General features: G+C 69.2%; 23 protein-coding genes and 2 pseudogenes. 16 read left to right on the top strand and 9 right to left on the bottom strand.

From position 1 onward, the window contains the following. The first annotated feature begins 121 nt into the window (after window positions 1-121). From ACFYW9_RS28100 to ACFYW9_RS28080, 5 genes are all read left to right on the top strand, one after another. Window positions 122-1,273 (top strand): hypothetical protein, encoded by a 1,152-nt coding sequence (locus ACFYW9_RS28100; protein ID WP_389155791.1) that lies wholly within the window; start codon window positions 122-124, stop codon window positions 1,271-1,273. Between the two features lie 676 nt (window positions 1,274-1,949). Further along, entirely contained in the window at window positions 1,950-2,342 is a 393-nt protein-coding gene (locus ACFYW9_RS28095) for an ANTAR domain-containing protein (RefSeq protein WP_389155788.1), read from the top strand. Between the two features lie 348 nt (window positions 2,343-2,690). Further along, the gene (locus tag ACFYW9_RS28090) at window positions 2,691-3,236 is read left to right on the top strand and encodes a Dps family protein (RefSeq protein WP_389155849.1); all 546 of its coding nucleotides are present in this window, start codon (window positions 2,691-2,693) and stop codon (window positions 3,234-3,236) included. Window positions 3,237-3,359: 123 nt separating this feature from the next. Further along, the gene (locus ACFYW9_RS28085) at window positions 3,360-3,926 is read left to right on the top strand and encodes a type 1 glutamine amidotransferase domain-containing protein (RefSeq protein WP_389155785.1); all 567 of its coding nucleotides are present in this window, start codon (window positions 3,360-3,362) and stop codon (window positions 3,924-3,926) included. Between the two features lie 227 nt (window positions 3,927-4,153). Next, entirely contained in the window at window positions 4,154-4,510 is a 357-nt protein-coding gene (locus tag ACFYW9_RS28080; protein ID WP_389155782.1) for a SpoIIE family protein phosphatase, read from the top strand. Here the strand turns inward: ACFYW9_RS28080 and ACFYW9_RS28075 are convergent. Both ACFYW9_RS28075 and ACFYW9_RS28070 read right to left on the bottom strand, forming a co-directional pair. Then, window positions 4,443-4,724 (bottom strand): annotated as a pseudogene (locus ACFYW9_RS28075) (sigma-70 family RNA polymerase sigma factor); the annotation flags it as partial. The gene ACFYW9_RS28080 and the pseudogene ACFYW9_RS28075 overlap by 68 nt on opposite strands. Window positions 4,725-5,246: 522 nt before the next feature. Next, window positions 5,247-5,567: a hypothetical protein gene (locus ACFYW9_RS28070; RefSeq protein ID WP_389155779.1), complete on the bottom strand. Its 321-nt coding sequence runs from the start codon at window positions 5,565-5,567 to the stop codon at window positions 5,247-5,249. Window positions 5,568-5,769: 202 nt separating this feature from the next. On the opposite strand from ACFYW9_RS28070, the gene ACFYW9_RS28065 reads away from it, so the two are divergent. Then, window positions 5,770-5,952, top strand: a complete 183-nt coding sequence (locus ACFYW9_RS28065; protein WP_389155776.1) for a hypothetical protein — start codon at window positions 5,770-5,772, stop codon at window positions 5,950-5,952. A gap of 1,291 nt (window positions 5,953-7,243) precedes the next feature. Here the strand turns inward: ACFYW9_RS28065 and ACFYW9_RS28060 are convergent. After that, window positions 7,244-7,591 (bottom strand): hypothetical protein, encoded by a 348-nt coding sequence (locus ACFYW9_RS28060; protein ID WP_389155773.1) that lies wholly within the window; start codon window positions 7,589-7,591, stop codon window positions 7,244-7,246. Window positions 7,592-7,824: 233 nt separating this feature from the next. On the opposite strand from ACFYW9_RS28060, the gene ACFYW9_RS28055 reads away from it, so the two are divergent. Beyond that, window positions 7,825-8,112, top strand: a complete 288-nt coding sequence (locus tag ACFYW9_RS28055) for a hypothetical protein (RefSeq protein WP_389155771.1) — start codon at window positions 7,825-7,827, stop codon at window positions 8,110-8,112. A gap of 177 nt (window positions 8,113-8,289) precedes the next feature. On the opposite strand, the gene ACFYW9_RS28050 is transcribed toward ACFYW9_RS28055, so the two are convergent. After that, the gene (locus tag ACFYW9_RS28050) at window positions 8,290-10,020 is read right to left on the bottom strand and encodes a RecQ family ATP-dependent DNA helicase (protein ID WP_389155768.1); all 1,731 of its coding nucleotides are present in this window, start codon (window positions 10,018-10,020) and stop codon (window positions 8,290-8,292) included. Between the two features lie 211 nt (window positions 10,021-10,231). Here ACFYW9_RS28050 and ACFYW9_RS28045 point away from each other — a divergent pair, with 211 nt between their 5' ends. Further along, window positions 10,232-10,381, top strand: coding sequence for a hypothetical protein (locus tag ACFYW9_RS28045; protein WP_389155765.1), 150 nt, complete (start codon window positions 10,232-10,234; stop codon window positions 10,379-10,381). Between the two features lie 142 nt (window positions 10,382-10,523). On the opposite strand, the gene ACFYW9_RS28040 is transcribed toward ACFYW9_RS28045, so the two are convergent. After that, window positions 10,524-11,351: a hypothetical protein gene (locus tag ACFYW9_RS28040; RefSeq protein ID WP_389155762.1), complete on the bottom strand. Its 828-nt coding sequence runs from the start codon at window positions 11,349-11,351 to the stop codon at window positions 10,524-10,526. Window positions 11,352-11,628: 277 nt separating this feature from the next. Between ACFYW9_RS28040 and ACFYW9_RS28035 the strand changes: the two genes are divergently transcribed. Next, window positions 11,629-13,104, top strand: coding sequence for an FG-GAP and VCBS repeat-containing protein (locus ACFYW9_RS28035; protein WP_389155759.1), 1,476 nt, complete (start codon window positions 11,629-11,631; stop codon window positions 13,102-13,104). 1,157 nt (window positions 13,105-14,261) lie between these two features. Then, window positions 14,262-14,984 carry a hypothetical protein gene (locus ACFYW9_RS28030; RefSeq protein WP_389155755.1) on the top strand — a complete coding sequence of 241 codons (723 nt, stop codon included), beginning with the start codon at window positions 14,262-14,264 and terminating at the stop codon, window positions 14,982-14,984. 1,038 nt (window positions 14,985-16,022) lie between these two features. On the opposite strand, the gene ACFYW9_RS28025 is transcribed toward ACFYW9_RS28030, so the two are convergent. From ACFYW9_RS28025 to ACFYW9_RS28015, 3 genes are all read right to left on the bottom strand, one after another. Continuing rightward, window positions 16,023-17,042 (bottom strand): NADPH:quinone reductase, encoded by a 1,020-nt coding sequence (locus ACFYW9_RS28025; protein ID WP_389155752.1) that lies wholly within the window; start codon window positions 17,040-17,042, stop codon window positions 16,023-16,025. A gap of 84 nt (window positions 17,043-17,126) precedes the next feature. Then, entirely contained in the window at window positions 17,127-18,020 is an 894-nt protein-coding gene (locus ACFYW9_RS28020) for an aldo/keto reductase (protein ID WP_389155749.1), read from the bottom strand. Further along, entirely contained in the window at window positions 18,017-18,574 is a 558-nt protein-coding gene (locus ACFYW9_RS28015) for a TetR/AcrR family transcriptional regulator (RefSeq protein WP_389155746.1), read from the bottom strand. The genes ACFYW9_RS28020 and ACFYW9_RS28015 overlap by 4 nt, the downstream gene beginning before the upstream one ends. A gap of 317 nt (window positions 18,575-18,891) precedes the next feature. On the opposite strand from ACFYW9_RS28015, the gene ACFYW9_RS28010 reads away from it, so the two are divergent. The 6 genes and pseudogenes from ACFYW9_RS28010 (at window position 18,892) to ACFYW9_RS27985 (ending at window position 23,684) form a co-directional block, all read left to right on the top strand. After that, the gene (locus ACFYW9_RS28010; RefSeq protein WP_351875928.1) at window positions 18,892-19,308 is read left to right on the top strand and encodes a hypothetical protein; all 417 of its coding nucleotides are present in this window, start codon (window positions 18,892-18,894) and stop codon (window positions 19,306-19,308) included. Between the two features lie 356 nt (window positions 19,309-19,664). Next, a pseudogene (locus ACFYW9_RS28005) lies at window positions 19,665-19,898 on the top strand (hypothetical protein); the annotation flags it as partial. Then, window positions 19,871-20,536 (top strand): hypothetical protein, encoded by a 666-nt coding sequence (locus ACFYW9_RS28000; protein WP_389155852.1) that lies wholly within the window; start codon window positions 19,871-19,873, stop codon window positions 20,534-20,536. The pseudogene ACFYW9_RS28005 and the gene ACFYW9_RS28000, both read left to right, overlap by 28 nt. Before the next feature lie 314 nt (window positions 20,537-20,850). Further along, window positions 20,851-21,729, top strand: a complete 879-nt coding sequence (locus ACFYW9_RS27995) for a CPBP family intramembrane glutamic endopeptidase (RefSeq protein ID WP_389155742.1) — start codon at window positions 20,851-20,853, stop codon at window positions 21,727-21,729. A gap of 25 nt (window positions 21,730-21,754) precedes the next feature. Continuing rightward, a complete protein-coding gene (locus tag ACFYW9_RS27990) occupies window positions 21,755-22,987 on the top strand; it encodes a sensor histidine kinase (RefSeq protein ID WP_389155739.1) in 1,233 nt (410 codons plus the stop codon). A 4-nt stretch (window positions 22,988-22,991) separates the two neighbouring features. Further along, complete coding sequence (locus tag ACFYW9_RS27985) at window positions 22,992-23,684, top strand: response regulator (protein WP_389155736.1); 693 nt, start codon at window positions 22,992-22,994, stop codon at window positions 23,682-23,684. Between the two features lie 260 nt (window positions 23,685-23,944). Here ACFYW9_RS27985 and ACFYW9_RS27980 read toward each other — a convergent pair whose 3' ends face one another. Then, window positions 23,945-25,063, bottom strand: coding sequence for a WD40 repeat domain-containing protein (locus tag ACFYW9_RS27980; RefSeq protein ID WP_389155733.1), 1,119 nt, complete (start codon window positions 25,061-25,063; stop codon window positions 23,945-23,947). Between the last annotated feature and the right edge of the window lie 169 nt (window positions 25,064-25,232).

Raw genomic sequence — 25,232 nt, 5'->3', positions numbered from 1 at the left:
GCACCGCCCTTCGGGCCATGTCGAACGAGCGGAGGACGAACGGCTGCAGCACCCTCTCGGGATACGAAGCCGTCGCCTGCGCCTTTGCGGAGCGTCCCTGCTCCTCCTCCTGGCTGTTTTGATGGCGCCCATCAGCGTCGTCGCCACCTGGGTGAATTCCGAGGTCACCGACATAGATCGGTATGAGCAGACGGTCTCACCCCTCGCCAGAGACCCCGCTGTCCAGGACCTGATCATCGAGCGTGCCACTGACGGTCTGGTCCACAAGATCGACGTTCGCAAGATCACCGAAACGCTCGCCGACACTCTGGCCGACCAGGATGCACCCCGTTTCCTTGTCGACGCGGCCAGGTCGCTGGATGAAGAGCTCAAGGGCGGGCTGAGGGCCGGCGTGCGCTACACGGTCGCCAGAGTGGTGACGAGCGATGCTTTTGCCAAGGCGTGGGACAGCATCCACCGCGACGCGCACACCGCCGCGACGAACGTTCTCACCGGGGAGGCAGGCGGAGCACTCGAGGCCAAGGGCGACACCATCACGCTGAACGTCGGCGCTGTCGTCGAGGAACTTCAGAAACAGCTGATCGGCGTGACCTTTGTCGGGGCGGAAGACATTCCCGGGGCGGACAAGTCGATCGTACTGGTGCACAACGACCATCTGAGTGAGGCCCGTGATGCTGCCCGCTGGCTCAGCGTCGTCGCCCCGTGGTTGCCCTGGGCGGTGGTTGTGCTCGCCGGGCTGGGCATCTGGGCGGCCCCCTCACACCGGGTTGCGCTGATGGCCACAGGCATCGGTATCGGCGCCATGATGTGCGTGCTGCTCATCGCACTCGCCGTGATCCGCCAGGTCTGTCTGGACGCGGTGCCTCCGGCAGCCCAGTCGCAGGACGCGGCAGCGGCCCTCTACGACACCCTGGTGAGGTTCCTCCGGCAAACCATTCTCACCGTGCTCCTCACCGCACTGCTCACCGTGATCGGCGGGTATCTGTACGGACCGGGCCGCGGTGCCGTCGCCGTGCGCACAGCAGCCGCCCGAAGCACCCGGACTGCCGGACACGCCCTCGTCCGGACGGGACTGAAGCCAGGTGCCGTCGGACAGTGGCTGCGTATGCACAGGACCCTGACCACGGTCGTCGTCATCGCGGCCGGTGCCCTGGTCCTCATCCTGTGGCACTACCCGACGCCCGCCTCCGTGGCCCTTGTGCTCCTGGTCGTCGTGGTTGTCCTGGCGACCCTGGGCGTCCTGGCCGCTGCTGACGCTGCGGAGCAACGCTGATGGGGCGAGAGCGGGTGCTATCGGGTGCTGCCCACCCCTACTGCGTGGCCTGCTGTCGGATGAGGCAGGCTTGGGTCTTCGTATCACCGGTCCCATCGACGACCAAGACCGCGGCGCGATGCAACGGCAACGCCTATCGGCAGTTCCTCACGCACATCGGCGGTTCAGGCCGCGACACCCTCCCACGGCCTCATGCCGCTGGAGCGGTGCTCTCTGCCGGTCATGAATCCGCACGGAGAGGAGCTTGGCCGGTCCGGGCTTGCGAGCAGGCGGCTCACCAGCCAACCTTCCTTCGCGCCGGGCCTGCCGCTGGAAGTCGCAGGAGCCCGGACCGGCCGATTGCCGCCCCTGACGAAGCACGGGCAACTTCCCTGTCAGTTCGTGTTGACGAGCTTGGCCCTTTAGATCCCGAGCCCGTCAGTGGAACCCCGAGACGCTGTGGGCCCTTTGGCGGGCGATGTTTGCTGACGTGTGACGGCGGGGCATACGCGAATCAGTGCTTCGGACCGGAGGCGCACGCCGAGCAGGGGACCACCCCGCCTGCCGCGATTTCCTCCGGCCAGGCAGATCCTCACATGGCGAACCCTGGCAACCCGTTCTTGCCATGCCCGGGCGATCCGTTCCGCGCGCGGCAGGAGCCCGGCGATCGGCCCAGATCAACGAGGAGGCGAGTCGGATGCGGGAGCTGTTGGCCTCCGGCCACGACCCAGAGGGTGGCCCGGACTCCGAGCAGTCGACCACCACGGCCATCCCGCGCACCGCTGCCACCGCAGATGAGGTGGGGACGCCGCGAGAGCGACCGAGCATGCCGCAGAACCCCGGTGCGAACACGGTGAGAGATCAGGCAGTGGGCATTGTGATGGCACTCGGACGCCTACCCGCCGACCAGGCGCGGACCGTGCTGACGGAAGTCTCCCAGCGCACCAACGTCACGCTGCTCCGCATCGCCGGACTCCTCACCGCCTGGGTGTCCTGCGGCGAGCTCAACCTTGGTATCCGCATCGCGCTGGAGGAAGCGATCCTGGCCCAGCGCCGCACTGTCCAGGCGGCCGGTCCAGCGACCGACTGAGCACCCTGGAAAACCGGACGAAATGCGCCGGCACCGACGCGCTTCCCGACACGCCCCACGACTACGCCGCGCTTGAGCCGGCAATCACCGGGCAGATCCTGGGACTGCCCGGTCGACTGGGAAGACGTCACCGGCCGCTACACCGTCACCGCGGCCCTGAACCACCGGGCCCGGTGAAGCCGACCTGACACCAGGCACCCAAAGACGCGCGCAGTCCGGCGAGGCGGGAGGGCTGTCCGGTCCGGAGGAGGCCACAGTGGTTGTGTCCTTCGATCACGGGTACCGGGAGGGGGCAAACCAGACGAGACCGGATCCAGACGAGACCGGACGAGAACAGGAGACATGGCTATGCCTGCCGAGGCCACCCTCCGATACACCGTCGCGGGCCTCACCGTGCAGGACGCCGGCTCGCTCATCGAGGTGCTCCAGCAGCGTCTGCATGGCCTCAACGATCTCCACCTCACACTCAAGCACGTCCACTGGAACGTGGTGGGCCGGCACTTCATCGCCGTGCACGAGATGCTCGACCCGCAGCTCGACCGCGTTCGCGCCATGGCGGACGACATCGCCGAGCGCCTCGCCGCCCTGGGAGGCATCGCTCACGGCACCCCGGGCGTGCTGGTCGAAGAGCGCACCTGGAAGGACTACAGCGTCGGCCGCGCCGAAGCCATCGCCCACCTCGGCGCCTTCGACCTCGTGTACACCGGACTGATCGAGGACCTGCGCGCCGCAGTCAAGACAGTGGGGGAGATCGACCCGGCCACCGAGGACCTGCTGATCGAGCAGCTGCGCGGCCTGGAGCAGTTCCAGTGGTTCGTCCGGGCGTATCTGGAGACCGCGGGCGGCGCGCTCACCACAGCCGATGCCACCACCGAGACGGAAGCCGCCCAGTAGGCCATGAACCAGTGACATCGACAGCCGAGTCGGCGTGAACGGCCGGCGCCCGGATCACATGAGCGGGCCCCGGTGCGCGATCGCTGCACCATTCCACACCCGGGACGAGAAAGGCACATCACCATGTCCGACAAGCCGTTCAACGGGCACCGGGTCCTGATGCTCGTCACCAACTACGGGGTCGAGCAGGACGAGTTGCTGGTGCCGGTCCGCCGGCTACGGGATGACGGCGCGGACGTCACCGTCGCCGCCGTGACTCCCGAGTCCGTCCAGACGCTGGTAGGCGACCGGGACCCCGGCGAGACGGTGGAGCCCACCACCACGCTCGAGGCACTGGACCCGGGCGCGTACCAACTGCTGCTGATCCCCGGCGGCACGATCAACGCCGACCAACTCCGCCTGCAGCCCAAGGCCCTCGAAACGATCCGGGCATTCGCGACGTCGGGTCGCCCGATCGCCGCGATCTGCCACGGACCCTGGGCCCTGGTGGAAGCCGACGTCCTGCGAGGCAAGACCCTGACCTCCTATCCTTCCGTGCGCACCGATATCCGCAACGCAGGCGCCAAAGACTGGATCGACGAACCTGTAGTCAGCGACAGCGCAAACGGCTACACCCTGGTCACATCCCGGACGCCGAAGGATCTCGACGACTTCCTTCGCGCCGTCAGCGAAGTACTGGTCGGCTCCTGAGCACGTTGCGAGGCCGTCCGTGTCGCGCATGCCGGGTGTCCGACTTCCAGCCGGACGGGGCTGCGTCTCGCTGTCGGGTGGCGGGCGACGTGTCCTCTCCGCTTCCGCGGAGCCTGGACCGGTTGACCGGTTGACCGGTTGAGCGGATAAGAAGGCTCAGGCCAAGGACGACCAGCAAAGCACCCTCTCCAGGCCCCTGCCTGTGGTTGACCGGACGCACTCCACAGGTGCGCACCACGTACTCGAGGTCACCCAAGCCCAGCACCGCGTCACCTCAAGCGGGCGGCGTGCGGTTCGGACCGCATCCAGGTGATGCCGTCCTGCTCTACACCGACGGCATCACCGAAGCCCGCACCGGCGACCGGGGCCCCCTCTTCGGCGAGGACTGTCTGACCCGAGCCCTGTCCGGCACCCATGACGCCGACGCTGGCACCACTCTCGCCCGCCTCCAGCAGGTAGCCACCACACATGCCGGCGGCTACGCCGGAGATGACACAGCCCTCGTCCTGCTGCGCGTCAGCCCCAGCCCACCCGGCCCGGGTGGGAACGCCGCCGGATTACTGCGGGCAGTCGTGGTCGGCTGATGGTGAGCATGCCTGTGCGGAGTTTGGTGAGGGTGCGGTTGAGGAGGCGGGAGACGTGCATCTGGGAGACGCCGAGGTGTTCGCGGATCTGGGCTTGGGTGAGTTCGTCGACGAAGCGCATGTGGATGATGCGCCGTTCGCGGTCGTCGAGCTCGGCGATGAGGGGGGCGAGGGCGTTGAAGTCCTCGACGAGTTCGAGAGCTCCGTCCTCGGTGCGCCGACAACGGCGTGGCATGTGTCCGTGATGAGGGGGCACCCGCGATGGCTATGCAGGCAAATCAGATGTATGCCAGGAGTACCGTCCTTGTTCGAACCGCGTTTTGGGCGCGCCCCTCGCCACGGCCGGCCGAGGGAAGGCACCGGCGCGCCGGACGGCGTCGTGGCCGGTGGCATCGCAGGCTGCTGGCTTACCGCGGTGTCGAGCTACTGCTGTCTTCCTCCCCGGAGGGCGCGGATGAGAGGTGTCTCCTGCTGGTACACATCCGCAGGGTGATCGGGCGGGTGACCTATCGAGCGTGCGACCAATGCGCCGAGGGCGTGATCACCGACGTCGTCCTGGACGAACCGTTCCGCGACTGCGGGCTGGACACCAGGGCACTGTCGCATCTGCATTCTCAATATCCCGATGTCACATGGCGCACCACACTCGACACCCGCCTCACCCGCGCTCTGCTACGCCGGATGCGCATCCCCAAGGCGACCGGGGGCGGGAATTGTCCCCACGGCCGCTCTGGTGTCATTGCCCCTGCTGGAAGTTGAGGACACCCGGACGGGAGAGCCCGGGACAGCCCGCACCCCATCCGTGCTGGTTGACCAAGCGAGGTCGGCGGCCGTTCGCGTCCTCAGCGGCTTCATCGGTGCGGTGCTTTGCCCGCTCGGCGCGCACCATGTCGTCGAGCCCGGCCGCCGCGTCCCGTTGCCGCTCGGCATCAGAATGTTGACAGATCAGCGCCGCCTTCTCGGAGGACTGGCCGAAGTGTTGACCGTTCGGTGGGTCAGACCGCCGAGCGATGCCGCAACCAATCCGCACAGTCGTTCGTACGGTGGTGCGCTCCATCCTGACGCCCTGAACCACGCCCGCTCCACGGTGTGTGGCCGACGGCAGACGGGATGGGAGCTGGGGCGCGTGGTGAGTGGAGGCAGAGGACAGACCGCCCGACGAACCGAGAGATCGCGGACCACGATCCTCGCCGCGCAGCAGTTCCTGGCCAGCATCACCGCGCCGCTCGCGTTGTACAGTCCGGGCAGGGGAGGGGATCATGACTGACAAGGGCCCGGCGGGGAACAGGCTCCACGAGGCTGGTGCCCGCCTCGCGCGGAGACTCATGCTGATCCTGTTGACGATCCTCGTGCCACTCGCCCTCATGAGCTTCCTGGGTGCTGCCCTGGGCTTCGGGGAAGGCTCCCTCATCGCTGTCCTCGGGGGCGTCGTCAAGGATTGATACGACTTGAGGTGCGGAAGCCATCCGTGTCCCCCGCGTGCCCGATCGTGCGGGGAAGCGCGGGGAACGACGGTCATCGGTGGGCATCGGGCGCAGGATGGCCCTTGACCGTGTCGCCTGGCCAAGGACCGTTTCCGCTGGCGGTGGGTGTGGGATTTGAACCCATGACTCGCGCCATGAGGGTTTTCGAGATCGCTGAAGTGCTGACTCGCCCATTGACCGCGCTGACGCAGTCCTCGACGAGTGGCTTTGGTCTGCTTCCTGGTGGGAGCCCTGGGCTGGGTGCTTCTGGAGGTAGCGAGCAGGGCGTATCGCGCTGTTGGATACGGGCGTGCCGAAGAACGATGACCACGACGGGACCAGTAATCGGCTTGCTCTCTGGGGCTGCCTTGCCGGGTTGGCCGTGGCCCTGGCCGTTCCGGTGTACCTGCTCGTGACCGTCCTGTTCTTCGGGATGCCAACCCCGTAGGGCTGAGCACGACGGAATCGCAGTCCTCGTCGATGAAGGTGTGCGGCACGCCACTGACGACTGCTGCCGACTGGAACCGGCCCAGCCTCTTCTGAGCCTGTAGCCTCTCTGCGCGTGTCACGGTCATGCCGCACAGTGCGGTCAACCACGGTCAACGGCGGTTCGCCACGGCCGAGATACGTCGTTGAGCTGGATCGGCGCTACGGCAGGAGTGACCTGTGTGTCCGCGCCACCGATCACACCCGCCCTTACAAACCAGGGCTCTTGTGTTCTAGCGGGGTGCTTGACCAGGTCATTAAGAAGCTGCCGACCACGCGGTACAGTGCCGGTCTTCGGAGGGGGCGATCGTGTGAAGAGTCCGTTTGGACCCGGCGGCTTGCTGGACAAGGCATGGCCCTACATAGGTCTGATCACATCGGTTTACCTGCTGGTTCAGGGCCTGCGGTTGTACCTCCGCGGAAGCACCGTTCTGTGGGCTCTCGGTGCCGGGGTAGTGCTCTTGGTCTCGTGTTTCGACATATATCGACAGATGCGGCAGCGGGGGCTTGCACGTAAGCCGCAGTAGGTCGCCTGCTGGTCGAGGCCGCTTCGGCGTTTGACATCAACGGCTGACACCAACATGCACGAACTGCGGCGGTCGGCTCTGGACCTTCACGACCGGTTATTCGGCAACCACCAGGCAATGGCGAAGCGATCAGGCCCCCGTGATCGACCTGATAAGGATGAGGCCAGAACTCAAAGCCTGGGCCCAACGCGAGCATCGCCCTCAGCCGATCGACTGCGTCCCGCCGGCCTGACTTGGCCATCGGGACTCCACCAATCTCAGTCGTCGGGGGTCGCGGAAGCATCGAGTCGAAACGCCTGGGCAGCGTCGGGACCCGACCCGACCACGTCCGTCGTCATGATGTAGCGCGCCCCGGTTCCTTCGGGCGTGATGGGCTCCCGGATGCGGCTGAGCGGAATCCACAAGACCTCGCCGTTGGCGGGACCCCCTACCAGCTTGATCCTCACCTGGATCGTGCTGGGGTCCATCCGGGGAGTCGCTTCTGCTGTCGTGGCCGCAGGGCCGGAGGAGCGCGCATGCTGGGTGACAGGCTCTTGCGTCGAGCTACCGCACGCACTGAGTGCGGCGAGTACCGCGATGCAGATCAAGACCTGACGTGAGTACATGACCGAACTGTCTCAGTGCCGGGAAGCCCATCCAAGGTCCTTGATGATCTTGTGACAAGGCAAAGCCGTGCCACTCCCGTGCCAGAACGGGCGGGGACCCACAGGGACTCGGTGGCGACAACGGTGCACTCACGGGGCTTACTCCAAGCCGCGTCCCCGCAGCTCACGTCGGCAACCGCCCACCCTCGCTCCTGAATCGGCGCTCCATGTCCGGCGGGTGAGATCATCCGTGTATGGCAGACGCACAGCTACCCCCGGGATGGTCCCTTCAGCGGATCCGCGACGTATCCGGGGACCGTGAGGCTGTCGTCCTGGATCCGAACCGGGCGGTGAAGTGGGTAGCCCGCCCCGGAGCCCCCGACGAGGTGCTGCACCCGGAGATCGTTCTCGGATTCCACAGCCTGTGCCTTGTCAAGCCTGTCCATGACGACGACTGGTACATGGGCAGCCTGTACGACGACGGCAGCATCATCTGCTGGGCAGCCTACGGCGATCTGCACGAGGCGCTGCGCGGTTTGTAGCAGCGTGCGGGCCTGCCCCCGCACTCACGAGACTTCCTGAGGCGGCGGTACGGCAGCGAAGTACAGCGACCACGGCAACCGATCCCATCCAGCCATCCAGCCATCCAGGCAGGCCGCGCCGACCAGACCGGCGACACGGTGGCCGAACCTTCCCACGAGCCGCTCGGACAGGGGGCCTCAGCCCCTCGTCGTGGCGGACGGCGCCGGCGTCAGCAGACCTCGCGCCCGGACGGCGGGGAGGGACAGCGTGCGATAGCCCACGCTCTCGAACAGGACCGTGATCCTGTTCCCCTCTTCGCTCATCACCTCGCCCTCGCCCCACGTGCTGTGCCCCACCCGCGTCCCGGGCGGGTAGACGCCGTCGGCCGCCACAGGTTCCAGCGGGTCGGGACCCGTACCGGAGAGGATGTCTCCTGTCCGGAGGGGGGCCTGCTTCAACTCCTGGGCCCGGGTGCACATGTCGCAGCCCGCGCAGTCGCCTTCCGCCAGGCTCTCACCGAAGTACCCGAGCATGTGGCGCCGGCGGCAGCCGTTCGTCTCCGCGTACGCCCGCATCATCTCCACCCGGGAACGCTCGAGGTCGACACGGGCGGAAGCGATCCGCATCGCCTCGCGGACGCAGGTGTCCCGCCGTGCCCCGGGTACGGCCCTAACACCGCCGCTCCCGGCTGTCATCACGGCACCGGCCTCCTCCAGCAGGTGCAGCATCGACGTCAGCGGCGTCTGGGACAGCCCGGTGCGCTCGCGCAGACCGGTCGCCGTGACCGGCTTCCGGGCCTCGCGCACCGCGTCGAACAGGCCGCCCAGCACCTCCGGGTCGGGCGGAGCGCCCGTCCGGAACCTCTGCACGCCGAGGTCCTCGGGCCGGTACGCGAGGATCGCCGTCGACGGTTGCCCGTCGCGGCCCGCCCGGCCGATCTCCTGGTAGTAGGTGTCGAGGGAACCCGGCACCGAGGCGTGCAGCACGAAGCGGATGTCCGGCTTGTCGATGCCCATCCCGAACGCGGAGGTGGCGACGACCACGTCGAGTCCGCCGTCCCGGAAGCGGTCGTGCGTCCGGGAGCGCTCCGCCGCCGACAGTCCCGCGTGGTAGGCGGCGCTGTCGAATCCGAGCGCCGACAGTTCCCGCGCGTACTGTTCGGCCTCGCGCCGCGTTCCCGCGTAGACGATGCCCGGTTTGGCCTCGGCCGCGGCCCGTTCCACCACCCACCGGCGCTTGGCCGCGTTCTCCCGGTGCCGTACGACCTCCAGCGTGATGTTGCGGCGGTCGAACCCCGCGACCACCTCGTGCGCCTCGCGCATACCGAGCCGCTCCACGATGTCCGCCCGCACGGGGGCCGCCGCGCTGGCGGTGAGGGCCAGGAGCGCAGGACGGCCGATGCGTTCACGCACATGGCGCAGGGACAGGTAGTCGGGCCGGAAGTCATATCCCCACGAAGACACGCAGTGCGCCTCGTCGACCACCATCAGCGCGGGAGCGGCCGCGGCGATCTGCTCCACCACCTCGTCCTTGGCAAGCTGCTCGGGCGAGACGAACAGGAAGTCCAGACGGCCCTCGCGTACGCGCTCCCACACGGCTTCGTTGTCCCGTGCGCGCTGCGCGGAGTTGACGGCCGAGGCGCCGGAACCCTCGATACGCGCGAGGTGGGCGACCTGGTCCCGCTGGAGCGCTATCAGGGGCGAGACCACGACGGTCGGCCCGTCCAGCAGTACGCCCGGCACCTGATACACGGCGGACTTCCCCGCACCCGTCGGCATCACCACGATGGTGTCGCGCCCCTTCATCACGGCTGTCATGGCGGCGAGTTGGGACGGACGCAGGCGCTCCCAGCCGAACACCTCACGGGCACAGCGCCGCAGGCGTCTTCTGAGGGATCTGGTCCTGAAGTATCCGACCTTGACACGCATGGCACTCCTGACGCCGCTCTCCACCGGGGTTCGGCGCCCGTGTACCCCCGACGGGACGAAAAAGCGGGCCGCTCGCGGGGGAGTTGTCGTTTCGTATCCGGCGGTCCATGGAGACGTAGCACCCGGCCATGATTTTTTTGGCCATATGTCAGGTGACACTGCGTCCAGAGGGGTTGTGTGTCATGGGGGAGAGCCGTAATAGCCTGAGCGAGTGAAGTGGGAGCCCGAGGTCGCCTTCACGCCCCCGGACAGCGACGAGGGCAGGGTCGAATCCAAGGTCGGCCGGCTCTACCCGATCGACGTCACCGGAGCGGCGGGAGCCGTCCTCGCCGTGGCGATGTCCCTGAACGTCTTTACCTGATCGTGCAGTTGCCCTGCCGACGAAACCACCGGCCTCCATGCGCCCGGGCCGCGCGAGGTGCGGCGCAAGGGCCACCGCGGGGGCCCGGCGGAAAGGCGGGGCGGTCCGGTCGACCGTGCCCGCCCTCCCACCGGGCTCCGGGTCAGCCGAGCTTGGCCGTCTGGGCCTTGATGAGGGCGGCCGGCACGCTGTAGGCGGCCGCCTTGCCGTCGCCGGCCAGGGCCGCGAGGCTGAGCGAGTAGTACGTCGCGACGGTGTTGCCGTGACGCGAGACCTCGGCGTGCACGGTCAGCGGGGACCCCTCCGCGTCACCGTCCGCCGAGAACGCCACCGACTCGTCACCGTTCCCGGAGGCCTTCTCCCCCACGACCTTCGAGAACTTCTGCGGCCCGTCCTCGGCCGTGGCGGTGAACCCGCCGCCACAGCCCTTGATCGCCTCGGAGACCGACGACATGGTCTCCTTCGCGCCGTCCCCCTCGTACGAGGAGAGCGAGACGATGGTCATCGTCGAACCGAGCGCGTCGGTGACGGAGTCCAGCGCCTTCTCGAGCTCCTCCGGCGTCATGTCCTCCATGTCCTTGGCGGGGGACGCGCTCGCCTTGGCCGCCGGGTCCTCCTGGGCCATACGGCTCACGAAGGAGGCCGAGTCGCCCGGCGCGAAGCCGGTGAGGACGTACGCGAGAGGCGCGCACTCCTCGGCGACGACCTTGACGTCCTTCTTGGAGGCGGCGAACACCTGCGCCTTGCTGACCGGGGTGACCTTGAAGCCCTTGGCATCGGCCGCCGCGATGATCAGTTTGCCCAACTCGCTGTCGCTGAGGGGCTTCGCGGCGGCGGGCGCGTCCTTGCCGCCGTCCTTGCCGTCGGAACCCGACCCGGAGCCGCTGTCGGAGCAGCCGGTGACCAGGGCGAGGGAGAGAACGGACACAACCGCTGCGGCGCCGGTACGAGGCCGCGCGAATCTCTTCATTATTTCGAAAGTTCCTTCGATAGTGGGGAGTTGCAGGAGGAGTCTGGGGTCAAGGTCAAAGGATCGTCAAGTCGGTTCGCCGGTAGCGACATGCCGCATGTCCGACGCGATGGGTGGGAGTGGGCGACGATCGGCCTCCCGCCCGTGGGGGTTTCCGACTTCCGCTCGTTCAAGTGCCGTTCAGCGCACAACCATCAGCCGTTTCCGCGTGTCTGGCAGGTGAACCACATCCGTGCGCACGCGTTTTCGACATCGCTCGCGCTCACAAGGAGGAACCGTGGGCATCCGCCGACCCGCTCTGTCGACCGCCGTAGCCGCCGTGCTGATCGGGTCGTTCGGCGTGCCGGTCGTCGCGGGCACCGCATCCGCGGGGGACGGCGCCGCCACCGTGCGCGAGGACTTCGACGGCGACGGCTACCAGGACATCGCCGTCGCAGCCCCCGGCGCCACGGTCGGTGGCCATGCATGGGCCGGCTACATCGCGATCAGCTACGGCTCGGCGCACGGCCTCGCCCCCGAGCGCACCACGGTCATCACCCAGGACACCTCCGGCGTGCCCGGCGCCTCCGGCGACAACGCGGTCTTCGGCTACGCGATGATCTCCCGCGACCTGGACGGCGACGGCCTGACCGACCTGGCCGTGGTCAGCCGCGAATACCGGCCGGAGAACAACATCGGCGGATCGGTGATCGTCCTGTGGGGCCGCAGGACCGGCATCTCCGGCCAGGGCGCCGTCCGCATCGACGCACCGGCGAACGCCCAGGTCGGCGAAGACATCACCGCGGGCGACTTCGACGGCGACGGGCACACGGACCTGTTCATGAGCAACAGCGAAGACTCCTACGACTACCACGACGTGCTCCACGGCCCCATCGACCGGGACGGCTCTCCCGCCCGCGAGCAGCGGGTGCAGGTGTACAGCACCGACAACACCATCGACTCCACCGCCGCGGGTGACTTCAACGGCGACGGCATCGAGGACCTCGCGACCTTCTACGTATACGAGAACCACGCCGAGGGCGGCAAGCTGTGGCTCGGTACCAAGGACGGCCTGTCCACCGTCCCGCAGCGGCTGACCTCCGCATCCAGCACCGCCGTCGCCGACTTCGACCAGGACGGCTACGCCGACCTCGCCACCCGGATCTTCCCCGACGGCGACACCGAGACCGAGGAAGACCCGGGCACCGTCAAGATCTACTACGGCTCGCCGTCCGGCCCCAGCCGGACCCGCACGCGGACCATCACGCAGAACACGGCGGGCGTGCCCGGGGCGAACGAGAAGAGCGACCAGTTCGGCGGGCGGCTGAGCGCGGGCGACGTGAACGGCGACGGATACCCCGATCTGGCCGTCGGTGTCCCCGGCGAGGCGATCGGCTCGAAGAAGAAGGCAGGTGCCGTGGTGCTGCTCAAGGGTGGCAGGAGCGGGCTCACCGGCACGGGCGCGCAGGCGTTCCACCAGGACACGGCGGGCGTGCCGGGTGTCGCGGAGCCGGCCGACCTGTTCGGCGGTTCGACACGACTGCTCGACGTGACCGGCGACGGCAGGGCGGACCTGGTCGCGGGCGCGCCGGGAGAGAACCTGGGGATCGTCGTGAACGGCGGCGCGGTATGGCTGCTGCGCGGCACGGTTTCCGGCCTGACGGCCTCGAAGTCGGCCGCGCGGAACCCGATGGACATCGGGGCACCGGCGGCGAAGGCGCTGTTCGGCGAGAACCTGAGCGGCGACAACGGCCCCGGAATGTCGATTCCCTAGAACTTGCGACACGATCACGAGCGGGCCTGCGGAAGTCGCAGCGAGTGCAGGCCACGCGGTGCGGGCACTGTTCGAAGAAGGTGCGGTAGCCATGGCGGACGATCCGCCAGGCCTTGAAGGGACGCGACGGCCTGTTCGGCGAGGGCGCGGATCTTCGCGTGGGACCAGGTGTTGATTTTTCGGTATCTGCGAACATTCCTCGGGAACCCGGGCGGTGCAGCTGCACACTGGGGGATGAGCGGTGACGGGCGGGCGGAAGCACGGACAAGTGGGTACCTGTCCATTCACCGACAGGATCCCAACGATGCGCACCTCCCCGGAGAGTCCGCACGGCACGGGGCTTGACGGGTGAGGTCCGATGCCGTGTCATCGTGAAAGGGACAACGACGACGGGTGACGCGATGGTGACAGAGGGGCACGACGGGCCTGGTGCCGAGCCCGAACGCGACACTGCGAGCCCACAGCCCAGAGCTCCTGAACCTCCGCGCGAGCACGGCAGTTGGGCTGCGGACAACGTACCTGGGATCATCCTGGCTCTCATCGTCCTGGTGCTGATGCTCGCGGGCGCGGTGTCCAACGACAACGTCACCTGCCCCGGCGGAGCCACCAGCTGCGGCGCTCCCTGAAACCACGCCGCGCATCTCAAGATCGAGTGCCTGGTGATCGGGTTGAGGGCGGACGCCGGTAGAAGCACGATGAGTGGGAAAAGGGGACGCCCGCAGGCGAGGGTTGGGGCCGCATTCGCCTCCATGGTGTCTCCGGCCTGGGCGAGCAGCGAGGTGAGGCGGTCGTCCGGGTGAGGCGGCAGCCGGCCTCACGCCAGGAGCGGGCGACTCCTCCTGCAGTGCACTGCCCCCAGGCCGTCGCGAAGACCGGCGGCACATGCATAGAGGCTCGAAGCAGGGTCTGGGGCCCCAACTGATCCGCGCCCCCAGGGGCGTGACGGCGCGAGCGCTGACCAGACCGACGGCCAAACCTGCCCAGCCGTCCCGGCCGGGTGGCCGACCGCAACCGTGGTCGGCTGTGCGGCGTGTGATCCGGTGGGACGGCTTTCGTCTGTTCACGACCGGAATGCAATGCGAGGGGGCCCGATGACGCAGGAGCGGACCGGGGACACGACGTCGCGGACGAGACCGGACGCGAGGCGGCCCAGGACAGTGCGAGGCCATGTACTGCGCTGGGTGTTCCGCCTGGTCATGGCCGCCCTCATCCTGCTGCTCGCCATGCGCACCTACGAGGAGACGGGCGTCGCGCACGCACAGTCGAACGGGACGCTGCACACGGCCGGGGCCACCGTGACGAAGCTGACGTCCCACACGACGAGTGGGAGAGACGGCGGAGGCCAGGACGGCGGCAGCGGCGACTGGAACGTCACCACCGAGTACACGATCGAACTGCGCGTCGGCGACGAGACGAAGACGGTGAACGGCGTCCCGGACGATTCCGCGAACGACCTCCAGGAGGGGCGGCGGGTCCGGGCGGGCCTGTGGCACGGGCGGGTCGTGGAGATCGACGGGCGTGACGTGTGGCTCGGCTGGCACCCCGGGGGGTGGGACATGGCACTGTTCATGCTCTACCCGCTGATCACGGGTTATCTGATCGCCCTCGCCCTGGCCGCCGCCGCGTACCTGGCCGGCCGGGTACGGCTGGAGCGTCAGGAGCGGGCCGCATCCTGGGTGTTCGGGTTCCTCGTCGGGATGGCGGCGAGCTTCGTGCTCATGGGGTGCGCGGCTTTCGGGAACACCATCGCGTACTGGCCGCTCGTTCCCGTCGGAGCCGGAACCGCCACCGCGCTGGCGGGGCTGAGCCGAGCGCTCCGGCGAGCCCGGGCCGCACGCGTCGAGGACCCACCCGGCGGGAGCGCCCCGGCCCAGGCCTGACGGCCGGCACCCGGCCACCCGTCCCCGCAGTCCGGTCACGCCCCTGCGCGACCTGCCGGTCCAGCACCAGGTCCTCGAACACGGGGACCACTACCTGGTGCTCTTCCCTGTTAGCCCAACCCCTGACCCCTGACCCGCGTAGCCGCCCTCACTATGAAAGACCTCGGCATCAGCGGCGAGGAAGCGCGCAGCACCCTCGGCCCCCACGGACCGGTTCCGGTCCCGGAACCCTTCGGGCACGTGCTTCACGAGCACGCCACGAACCGTGGCCCACGCAGTATCACGGCCAATCAGAGCAGTCCCTGGCTCTTTCCCGGCAACCGCCCAGGGCAGCGCATCCACTCGACCTGTCTGATGAACGAGCGGGCCGGCAACGGCATCCGCCTACTCGGCACCGGAGTAGCCGCAATCCGCGCCCGCGTCCAGGAAAATGCCGCCCGCCGTCGTCGCCCAGGCCTTGGGCTGCACCTCCGAGTGCACCGAGGACCAGGCCATCCAGGCAGGCGCCCCCGTGACGGTCCACCAGGTTACGGACCAGAGATCGGCCTGCCCGCAGCACTGGACGGCCGCTTTCCCAGCGCCTGGCAGCGGGACCGAATGACGTGGATCGTCATGGCGCGTTCACAGACCTCAACAGGCGGTTCGCCAGGGGCCGGAACTGGCCTTCCACGTCCCGGAGGTCGGCTCCGCCGGGCCGTCCCGCATCCGCGCGATGATGGTCCATGCCGTCGAACTCGCTGCCACAGCGCACCAGTTCGCCGACCGCGGGCAGTCGCCGATGAACCACAGGTACAGGTGCAGCCCGCGCTCGACGACCTGGCACAGCTCGCGGGCCTGCTGACCCAGTCGCCGCCCAGGTCAGCAGGAAGCCGGTCGAGATCCGCCGGCAGCAGCGGCACCTGCCGCTGGTTGAAGACGGCATCCCCAGGTCCCGGCGCCGGTCCGGGGTCGGATCTTCGCGGCGAGCCTGCGGCTGGGGGAGCTGTGGCGTGCGGATTGCGGCTACGCGCAGGTGTCGGCACGGCGGCCGGCTATGGGTCAGGACGTGATGTCCACCAGGACTTTGCCGACCGCGCCGCTTTCCACCGCCCGGTGTGCGTCGGCGGTGCGGTGGAGCGGGAGGCGTAGCAGTGGCAGGCCGTGTTCTTCGCCGACCGGCAGGGCGCCGTCGCGGACCGCGGCGGCGACGTCCTCGACGGCCGCGGCGCGTGCCTCCGGACCGGCCGTGTAGAGCACCAGGAACTGAAGGCGCGTGTTGAGCACCATGTTCTGCAGTACGTTCAGTTCGACCGGCTTGCCGCCGTCGTTGGCGTAGGTCGCGATCGTGCCGCGCGTCCGCAGCACGGCCAGGTCCAGTGCGAGGTTCGCGCCGAGTGCCACCTCGGCGATGATGTCGACGCCGTCCGGGGCGATCTTGCGGATCTCGGTGGCCGGGTCGCCTTCGCGGTAGTTGATCACGTGATGGGCGCCGGCGGCGGTGGCCAGCCGGGCCTTCTCCGGGCCGCTGACCGTGCTGATCACGGTGGCGCCGGCCCAGCGGGCGAGCTGGATCACGGCGTGCCCGACCGCCCCGGCCCCGCCCGCGGCGAGCACGACCTGGTCGTCGAGCGCCCCGGGACGGAGACGGCCGGGTCCGTCCTCGGCGACGGTGAGCGCGCGATGAGCGGTCAGCGCGGGGACGCCGAGTGAGGCACCGAGGTCGAAGCCGGCATCGTCGGGCAGCGGCACGGCCCGCTCGGCGGGTACGACGGTGTACTCGGCGGCGGTGCCGGTGGGCCGCCCGGCGGCAGCCATGTACAGCCAGACCCGCTCGCCGGCCCGGCTCCGCTCGACCCCCTCGCCCACGGCGTCGATCACGCCGGCACCGTCCAGGTGCGGGGTGACCTCGGCGAACAGCTTGGCATGGGCGACGCCTGAGCGTGCTTGCCAGTCGGTCGGGTTGACTCCGGACACGGCGACCCGGACACGGACCTCGCCGGGGCCAGGCACGGGCAGGTCGCGGTCGACTAACTGAAGAACCTCGGGGCCGCCGTTGTCGCGGTAGATGATGGCTTTCATGATCTGTCCTTAGATCCTTGGCGGATATGGGCTGTGCGCCGTGGCAGGGCGCCCGGGCCGCGGGCTGGGCCCGGTCGGTTCCGGTCAGCCGATGGGGACTTCGCTGGAGCGGGACTCGATGGCGTCGAGGGTGGCGAGGGTGGCGGCGTCGAGGGCGATCTTGCCGGCCTCGATGTTGGCTTCGAGGTGGGCGGGGTTGGCGGTGCCGGGGATGAGCAGCACGTTCGGGGCGTGGTGCAGCAGCCAGGCGAGGCCGACCTGGGAGGGTGTGACGCCCAGGGACTCGGCCACGGCGTGCACCGCCGGCTCGTCGACTGTTTTGGGCAGGCCCGGGAAGGCCCCGCCGAGCGGGAAGAACGGCACCCAGGCGATGCCCTCGGCCGCGCAGAGCCGCAGCATGTCCTCGTCGTCGCGGGAGACGAGGCTGTAGGCGTTCTGGACGCAGACGACGCCGGCGGGCAGGGCGCGGCGCAGGCCGTCGAGGGTGACGCTGCTCAGGCCGATCGCGCCGATCTTGCCCTCGTCGCGCAGGGCGGTCATCACCGCGAGCTGGTCGTCGAGGTCGACGACTTGATCGCCGTCAGGGCGCAGGCCGGGGCCGGAGTCGAGGCGGCGCAGGTTGACCACCGGGAGCTGGTCGGTGCCGAGGCTTCGCAGGTTGTCCTCGACGCCGGCGCGCAGTTGTTCGGGCCGCTGCGCCAGACGCAGCGGCAGTGGCCCGCCCGGGTCGGGATCGGCACCGACCTTCGTGACGACCAGGACGCCGTCCTCGGGGCGCAGCGCCTCGCGGATCACGTCGTTGGCGAAACCGAAGCCGTAGAACTCGGCGGTGTCCACGTGGTCGACGCCCAGCTCGACCGCGCGGCGCAGCAGCGCGACGGCCTCGCCGCGGCGGTCGTGCAGACGCTCGAGCTGCAAGGCTCCGTAGCCGATCCGGAAAACGGTGCGGGCGGCTAACGAAGCGGTCGAGGTGGTCATGACGCTGTCTCCTCGGTCGGTGATCGCAAGGCGGTGCGCAGCAGTTCGGCCAGGTAGAGCGCCATCACCCGGTCGACGATCGGGACGACCCGCTCCTGGGCCTCGGCCGGGTCGAGGTGCTCGACCTTGACCAGGTGGGCCATGACGCAGTCGTGCACCATGGCGCGCAACCGGTCGATCGTGTCGACGACGATGCCGTGGATGGCCGGGTTGGTGGTCGCCTCGGCCCAGGTCTGCACACCGACGCGGGCCTCGGCCGGGTCGATCGCGGCGATCAGGCGGGCGAGCAACTCGTCGGGGTCGGGCGGGGTGTCGCTCGCGGCGTAGTCGCCGAGGGCTTCGGCGCGCTTGGTGAGCACCGCGTGGGCGGAGGCCTGGACCAGGTCGGCCTTGCTGCTGTAGTGGGCGTAGATCGAGCCGTTCGAGAGGCCGGACTCGGCCGTGATGTCGGCGATCGAGGTCCGCTCCAGGCCGTTGCGGCTGAAGCAGCGTACGGCGGCCTCGGTGATCTGGGCGCGCCGAAGTTCCTTGCGTGCGTCGGTAAGCCGCGGCACTGCACCCTCCAGCAAAAGGAATCGCTGCTCTGCTTGCAGAGCCCACCATACAGAGTCGCTGCTCTGTTTGGCTTGGGGTGGGTCACGGGTGGACAAACCCGGCCGTGGGCTACGCCCAGCGCTGGGACCTCTCCGAAGTCCTGCGGCTGCTTCGCCCAGGAGGTCACCGGCCACGACGCGGCAGCCAAGGGCTGTCCCGCTGTTCGCTCATCCACATCCCTCGTCCGCCACAGCGATCGACCGGCGGCTGACTGGCCGGATCGGGCACCAGGAATCCGCTTGGGCCCGCCCGCGGACGATGCGTATCCTGTCGGACCATGTGCTACCACGCGTTCAACGGCGCCTTTCGGCACTATGTGTGTGTCGCGTGTCGGCTCGCCTTCAAGGGCAGCGCGTGGCCGATCCGGAAGCGCATCTGTCCTGGCTGCCGTGAACAGCTCGTCTTCGCCGGCTACGACTTCGCCGCGCCCCGGCGACGCGACACGAAGGCATGGTCCGTCGTTGCGACAGTGCTCGCGGAGGGACTGACCTACGATCACCGCCCTGGCTGCGGCTGTTCGCGGCTCCCCTCCTTCCGGCCCCGGACCCGAGCGCAGGTGCGTGTCCGGCGACGCGCGGCCGAGCGGCTGGGTCTGCCCCTGTCGGTGACCCTCGCTCGCCGCGACGCCTTCACCTCGGAGAGCCGCGACGAGCAACCATCCTCTCCGTCGGCCGCGAAGCGCGACACGACCTGAGCGTCGACGCGGCATGATGGCCCGCATGACCGACGACGTGGATCTGCATCCCGCACGGTCTGCTCTCCCACGGTCGGCGACAGCGAAGAGGCACCATGCCAACCGCTGTCACCGACGCCCCAGTTGTGGTCGAGAGACCAGGGTCGGTACACATGGCCCTGGAGGCTCTGCCCCCGCGAGCCGCGGTCGTACCGCACAATGCGGAACGAGTGCTTGTGCTGACAGCGGCAGAGCCTTTGGACCGGTGGGTATCGGCGTCGATGCAAAGGTCTGTGAACGCGCCTTGACGTGAGTCACCAAGCCGCGTTGACAGACCGCAGGACACGTACTTGAACGCTGTTCTGTGTCAACTCCGTCTGTCCCGCGACGGTGGGCTCCCTCACACGGGTCCCTGCGGAGAGGAGTGGTGGCACATCTTCCACTCGAACTACTCCACATTCCGTGCAGCCGGCTTCTCCCCCTCCGGCCGGACGACCGCCGTAGCGACGAGCAGCGACCTCTGCCTGTGGATCCGCAGTACGGACGACCGTCATGATGACGGCTGGGACATGACCGAGTTCAGGTGGAAGAGTGGAAGGAGGCGGAGTTGAGCGTCACAGGTGTGTGGATCGTCGGTGCGGTGCCTGAACAGGTGGTACGGAATTCGCGGAGCGCTTCGGTTCAGGACTCGGCGCCGGCACCGGTGCACTGTGACGTGCCCGGAGAGCTGGCTTGGTGGCGAAGCAAGGCGCAGGCGTCCATGTTCACTCCGTCGACGAACTTTCCCGGCGATTGGAGCGCCGACGAGGACGCTCTCCGGCTGAGCACGTTCTTCGACGCCTGCCGCGACGACTCCGACCACGCGGAGAAGTTGCGTGACACGGTCATGGATCAGTTTCCCCCCGATGTCGGGGAGGGCTTGTTCGTGGCCACGGCACGCAAGGCCGACCCGTTCTCCGCCTTGGCTTACGCACTGGGTCCCGATGCGACGCTGCGGCTGCCGGGCCGGTTCGGGGACTTCCTTCTCGATGCCGGGCAAGTCCGCGCTCAACTGCCTGCGGTCGAGGAGACCCTCGTCCTGACCGGAACCTCACGTCGTGACGCGATCGAGCGCATCCACGCGTGGATGACCGGCTTGGGTGACGACCCCGCCCACGACGCGGACGAACTTCTTGACGGCCCGCTCCGCGTTCTCCGCCACGCCGCCCGTACGGGTCAGGGGGCAGCCGGCCAAGTCCGCTGGTACTGACGTGGTCGAACACCGCGTGTACCCGACACGGTGTCCCCGTCGGAATCGGACAGACACCATGAAACCCTGTGCATCGCCCTTCAGTTGCACCCGCGTCATGCAGGATGCGCCACCGGATCCGCGTCATGGCGCGGAACGGTCCGCCGGATCGATCACGACTCGATGCCCGTCCTGGACGGGCGGGTGGGGGCGGCGCATCCCCCTTGAGAGCTACAGGGATTGTCCATGCGGGGGTGACTCGCGGACGTCGGCGCGTCCCTAGCGTGGTTGTCAGGTCGCCACCGGCGCGACCACCATCACAAGGGGAGGCCACGATGGGCATGATGCCCGCCGCACCGCACGACACAGGCTCCGGCCCGGACGAAGAGAGCGACGGCCGGGGCGGCCGTTTCGGCCGGATCGTTCGATCTCCACTCGGCTGGATGCTGACGGGCATGGTCGGTGTCGGTCTCGTCTCGAGCCTGACCGCGACGGGCCCCGGTCCGGTACCGGCGCTGGGAGCGGCTGCCGCGGTGGCCGTGTACTGGGCGGTCATGCGCTTCGTCGCACGACGCTCCACGCCGGAGATCGCCCGGCGTGGGGCCGGCCGGGAGGTGTTGCTCGGCGGCGGGATCGGTCTGGGCTTCATCCTCGTGTCCGCACTCCTGATCACGGCTCTCGGGGGCTACTCGTTCTCCTGGGCGGGCAACGGCTTCGTGTCGGTCGTGTGGTCCGCGGTCATGGTGCAGATCGGTGCCGCGGTCACCGAGGAGCTGCTGTTCCGCGGCCTCGCCCTGCAGGCTCTGGAGCAGTTGTGGGGCAGCCGGGCCGCCGTCGCGATCACCGGGCTGTTCTTCGGCGTCGCCCACCTGGGGGCTCCGGGAGCCAATGGATGGAGCGCGGTGGCGATCGCTCTGGAAGCGGGCGTCATGCTCGGTGCCGCGTTCCTGTGGCGGCGTAACATCTGGTTCGTCGCGGGTCTGCACTTCGCCTGGAACACTGCTGAGCAGCTGCTCGGCATCCCGGTCTCCGGGCACACCCCCGAGGGTCTGAGCACCGTCGACGTCCATGGTTCCGCCCTGTTGACCGGCGGCGGCTTCGGCTTGGAGGCGTCGATCGTGCCCGTCGTCATCAGTGTGCTGATCACCGTTCCGATGGTCGTCCTCGCCCGCCGGAGCGGCGGTCTGCTGCCGCGACGGCGGGCCCGGCACTGAGCAAGTCCGGCAGGAGGAAACGGAAATGATGTCCCGTCAGGCGCTCTGGAGCCCCCCGCTGCTCCGGGCACCACGTGACTGGTGGAGCGGGCGGGATGCCTCCGTCAAGGACGGCGTCCTTGCCCTGGTGCTCACCCTGCTGGCCTTCGTGCCGACCCTGTCGAACATCGGAGGGCAGATCGGCGATCTGCCCGAGCGGCCGGCGAACGCGCTGGGCATCGGGCTGACCCTGGCCCAGACCCTGCCGCTGGCAGCCCGCCGTCGGTGGCCCGCGGCCTGTCTGGCCGTCGTCGCAGGAGCGTTCGCCGTGCACCAGGCGCTGGGCTTCGCGACGACGTTCGGGAGTGTGGGGCTGTATCTCGCCCTGTACTCCGCCGGGGCCCATCAGGCCGGCCGCCGCCGCGCCGTGACCGTCGCGGCGAGTGCGGCCTACGCCGTACTGGCCGTCGTCCTGCACCACCTCGGCTCACCACAGGAAATCCCGGACTATCTCGCGTTCTATCTGACTCTGGCCGCGATCTGGCTGGTGGGGAGTGCCATGCGCATGCGACGAGGGGAAGAGGTGGAGCGGCGGCGGCTGGCCGCCGAGGTGGCCACGGCCGCCGAGCGGGCACGGATCGCCCGCGAACTGCACGACGTGGTCACCCACCACGTGACGGCCATGGTGGTCCAGTCCGACGCGGCGCAGTTCCTGCTCACGTCCGCGCCGGAACGGGCAGGGGAGGGACTGGCGGCCGTCAGCGACACCGGCCGTCGGGCTCTGACGGAACTGCGGTACCTGCTCGGCGTGCTGGAGGCGACCGGTGAGTCCGCGGTCACCGACCCGGCGCGTGCGGACCGGGCCCCGACCCTGGGACGGGTGGTGGACCTGGTCGAACAGGCCCGCAGGTCGGGTCAGTCGGTCGAGTTCGACGAGCAGGGCGAGCGGCGGGCGCGGTCCGTGGACGTTGAACTGGCCGCGTACCGTGTGGTGCAGGAGGCGCTCACCAACGCGATGAAGCACGCGTCCGGGCAGCTGACACACGTCCTGGTCCGGCACCGCGAGGAGCACGTCGAGATCGAGGTGACGACCGACGCACCCGCCGTCTCCCCGGCGGCCGTAACGGTCATGCGGAAGCCCGGTCCGGCGGGCGGACGAGGTCTGGCCGGGCTGCGTGCACGGGTGGGGATGCTCGATGGTGAACTGGAGGCCGGACCCCGGCCCGAGGGCGGGTTCGAGGTCCGCGCGACGATTCCGTCCAAGCCCGTTCAGGAGTGATCCCGTGAGCCATGCGCCGCAACCCATCCGTGTACTCGTCTGCGACGACCAGGCACTGGTGCGGACCGGCTACGTCACCATCTTCTCCGCGCAGCCCGACATCGAGGTCGTCGGGGAGGCCGAGAACGGGCACGCGGCGGTGGAAGCCGCACGTCGGCTGCGGCCCGACGTGGTGGTGATGGACATCCGGATGCCCCTGCTCGACGGCATCCAGGCGACCCGGCAACTGGCCGGTCCCGATGCCGGGTTACCGCCGAAGGTGCTGGTCGTCACCACGTTCAACGTCGATGCCTACGTCTACGACGCGTTGCGGGCCGGAGCCAGCGGCTTCCTCCTCAAGGACGCGCCTCCCGCGGAGCTGGTGAACGGGATCCGTACGGTCGCCCGGGGCGAGGCCCTGCTGGCGCCCGCCGTCACCCGCCGCCTCATAGGTCACTTCGCCGAACACCTGCGGCCGGCCGACACCTCCCGGCCGGCCAGGGAAGACCTCGTACGCGCGCTGACCCCCCGCGAGCTGGACGTGCTCCGGCAGATCGCCGAGGGGCTGTCGAACGCGGAGATCGCCGCGGCGCTGTTCATCACCCCCGAGACGGTCAAGACCTACGTTTCGCGGATCCTGGCCAAACTCGGCCTGCGCGACCGGGTGCAGGCGGTCGTCCTCGCCTACCGGGTCGGGCTGATCCCGGCGGCCGACTGACTGGGGCCGACCCTGCTGCGCCCGGCCCGGGACATGCCTCGGCTGCCCTCTGGCAGCGCCCGCGCAAAGTCTGTGGACGTGGGTTGACATGAGTCGTCAAGCCGCGTTCGCCGACCCGGGGCACGCACGTGACACTTTGCCCGGCCGACTTCCTCGGATGCCCGCCGGAGCGTGGATCGCGGCCAGGAAACCTTGACAGAGTGCAGGCCGGGCCAGAAGTCCTGCCCTGGCCCTCGAAGCACGGGAAACGGCGCGCACCGTCAGCTCGTTTCCCACAGCCTCACCGTCGTGTCGACGCCGCAGCCGGCGAGCATCCGGCCGTCCGGGCTGAACGCCAGACCCCGTACGGCCTTGCGGTGGCCGGTGAGGTGGGCGGTCGGGGTCAGGTGTGTGGGGTCGGTGACATCCCACAGGGTCACGGTCGCGTTCTCGCATCCGGAGGCCAGCAACCGGCCGTCCGGGCTGAACGCCACCGCGTACATCTGCCCCGTGTCCCCAAGACCGGCCAGGGGGAGGGTGCCTGTGCCCGTCCTCACGGGATGTGCCGGGTCGGTGACGTCCCACACCGTGACGGCTCCTTGCCGCCACGACCTGTAGGTGCCGGAGACGACGCCCAGATCCCCGCTGCCGGTGGCCAGCAGCCGCCCGTCATGACTGAACACCACCGAATGGACGGCCGGCGCCCCGCCCGCGGACAACGCCTTGGGCCAATCGCGGGCCTGCGGTCGGACGACGGCGGTTCGGACCGGATACGTCGGCTCGCTGACATCCCACAGGACCCCGGTGTTCTTGTCGCCGTCGGAACCCGAGGCCAGTAACCGCCCGTCCGGACTGAACATCACCGATATGACGGGACCTGACCGCCAGGCACGCCGATGGTGGGTGACACGGGCGCACCGGCTCGGCCGTGCCGGGTCGGAGACATCCCAGACGATCACGGTGCGGTCGCTGACGCAGGCGATGAACCGTCCGTCCGGGCTGAAACCCACCGCGTGGACACCGCCTTGCCGCCAGCCGTCGCGAAACAGCCAGCCGGGGCGTTCATGGACGAGGACCGCCGACCGGGCCGGGTTCACCAGGTCGTCCGTGACGTCCCAGAGGATCACGCTCCAGTCGGTGCTTCCGGAGGCCAGCAGTCGCCCGTCCGGGCTGAACGCCACCGCGTTCACCGCTCGGTGATGGCTGGTGAGGCCGGCGGCCCGGGTCGGGTGGGACGCATCCGTGACATCCCAGAGGACCACGGTCCTGTCGCTGCTTCCGGAGGCCAGCAGCCGTCCGTCCGGACTGAACGCCACCGCGTTCACCGCTCTGCCGTGCCCGCCGAGGGTAGTGGCCGGCCCCCGCCGCGGAGGCGGCGACGGCCGTCCCGGGAATGCCATGGTGCAGTCTCGCGCGATCCGGCATCCGGCGGAAGGCGGAGCGCTGGCTTCCGCCGCCCGGCCGTGCAACGGTGCCGACGGATCCGCGTGCCCGGCCTGTGGACGCAACCATGCCCATCACCTCGCATCACACAGGTATCAGGGCAAAGGTCTGTGAACGAGGCTTGAC

The sequence above is a fragment of the Streptomyces sp. NPDC002698 genome (genome assembly GCF_042888945.1).
In the GTDB taxonomy this organism is placed as follows: domain Bacteria; phylum Actinomycetota; class Actinomycetes; order Streptomycetales; family Streptomycetaceae; genus Streptomyces.
The sequence above is the reverse complement of the archived record's forward strand: the minus strand, read 5'-3'. Positions and strand labels throughout refer to the sequence as shown.

Coding starts and splice junctions, on each gene's coding strand:
- ACFYW9_RS28100 (WP_389155791.1), top strand. CDS start 122: ATGGCGCCCATCAGCGTCGTCGCCACCTGGGTGAATTCCGAGGTCACC.
- ACFYW9_RS28095 (WP_389155788.1), top strand. CDS start 1,950: ATGCGGGAGCTGTTGGCCTCCGGCCACGACCCAGAGGGTGGCCCGGAC.
- ACFYW9_RS28090 (WP_389155849.1), top strand. CDS start 2,691: ATGCCTGCCGAGGCCACCCTCCGATACACCGTCGCGGGCCTCACCGTG.
- ACFYW9_RS28085 (WP_389155785.1), top strand. CDS start 3,360: ATGTCCGACAAGCCGTTCAACGGGCACCGGGTCCTGATGCTCGTCACC.
- ACFYW9_RS28070 (WP_389155779.1), bottom strand. CDS start 5,567: ATGGAGCGCACCACCGTACGAACGACTGTGCGGATTGGTTGCGGCATC.
- ACFYW9_RS28065 (WP_389155776.1), top strand. CDS start 5,770: ATGACTGACAAGGGCCCGGCGGGGAACAGGCTCCACGAGGCTGGTGCC.
- ACFYW9_RS28060 (WP_389155773.1), bottom strand. CDS start 7,591: ATGTACTCACGTCAGGTCTTGATCTGCATCGCGGTACTCGCCGCACTC.
- ACFYW9_RS28055 (WP_389155771.1), top strand. CDS start 7,825: ATGGCAGACGCACAGCTACCCCCGGGATGGTCCCTTCAGCGGATCCGC.
- ACFYW9_RS28050 (WP_389155768.1), bottom strand. CDS start 10,020: ATGCGTGTCAAGGTCGGATACTTCAGGACCAGATCCCTCAGAAGACGC.
- ACFYW9_RS28040 (WP_389155762.1), bottom strand. CDS start 11,351: ATGAAGAGATTCGCGCGGCCTCGTACCGGCGCCGCAGCGGTTGTGTCC.
- ACFYW9_RS28025 (WP_389155752.1), bottom strand. CDS start 17,042: ATGAAAGCCATCATCTACCGCGACAACGGCGGCCCCGAGGTTCTTCAG.
- ACFYW9_RS28020 (WP_389155749.1), bottom strand. CDS start 18,020: ATGACCACCTCGACCGCTTCGTTAGCCGCCCGCACCGTTTTCCGGATC.
- ACFYW9_RS28010 (WP_351875928.1), top strand. CDS start 18,892: ATGTGCTACCACGCGTTCAACGGCGCCTTTCGGCACTATGTGTGTGTC.
- ACFYW9_RS27995 (WP_389155742.1), top strand. CDS start 20,851: ATGGGCATGATGCCCGCCGCACCGCACGACACAGGCTCCGGCCCGGAC.
- ACFYW9_RS27990 (WP_389155739.1), top strand. CDS start 21,755: ATGATGTCCCGTCAGGCGCTCTGGAGCCCCCCGCTGCTCCGGGCACCA.
- ACFYW9_RS27980 (WP_389155733.1), bottom strand. CDS start 25,063: ATGGCATTCCCGGGACGGCCGTCGCCGCCTCCGCGGCGGGGGCCGGCC.